Consider the following 536-nt stretch of genomic DNA (forward strand, 5'->3'; position numbering starts at 1 on the left):
CTTGACGACATGCCCACCGTTCTTAGCAACAAGCCCGCTCGTCCAACAATGAAACTCAACCCCGACCAGCAAAAGAAGCTACAATTATCTGCAGGCGTGTAGCACTTCTTAGCAGATAGTGACTCCGGCGTTGAGCCTTCAGCGCCCAAAACAGCCTTCAGCGCCAAAACAGCTCTCAACACCAGGCATTCAAAAATTCCACTCGATTCAGCGCCTGTCTTTCTATAGAATTCCAAACCTGTTCTATTGAGTATCAGGGATCCGCGATCACTATGAGCCGTGACAAGCTTCTTCACACCCATGCTTCTAGCCCTGCGGCCAAAAGGCTAAGAGAGGCAATGCTCAATTATCACGACTTCCAACAGCAATCAAAGCTCGACAATATCGACCACCACTTGGCAAAACTCGCTCACTGGCAAAGTGAGCGCTTAAAGTTCAGTCATCGCGATTTTTATCAATCAAGCGACTATCAAGACGGCTTATCCTTCCTGTTTACGGATTTATATTCAACCGAGGATTTCAGCGACCGCGATCGG

The 536-nt window shown here is 48.3% G+C and carries 1 protein-coding gene and 1 pseudogene; one reads left to right on the plus strand and one right to left on the minus strand.

Features of this window, described 5'->3' with window-relative positions; genetic code table 11:
- On the minus strand, window positions 1-302 hold a 302-nt coding region (locus A3761_RS28525; RefSeq protein WP_156491751.1), incomplete at its 3' end, for a hypothetical protein.
- 36 nt (window positions 303-338) lie between these two features.
- Between A3761_RS28525 and A3761_RS08405 the strand changes: the two are divergent.
- Window positions 339-536 (plus strand): annotated as a pseudogene (locus A3761_RS08405) (hypothetical protein); the annotation flags it as partial.

The sequence above is a fragment of the Oleiphilus sp. HI0123 genome, assembly GCF_001635315.1.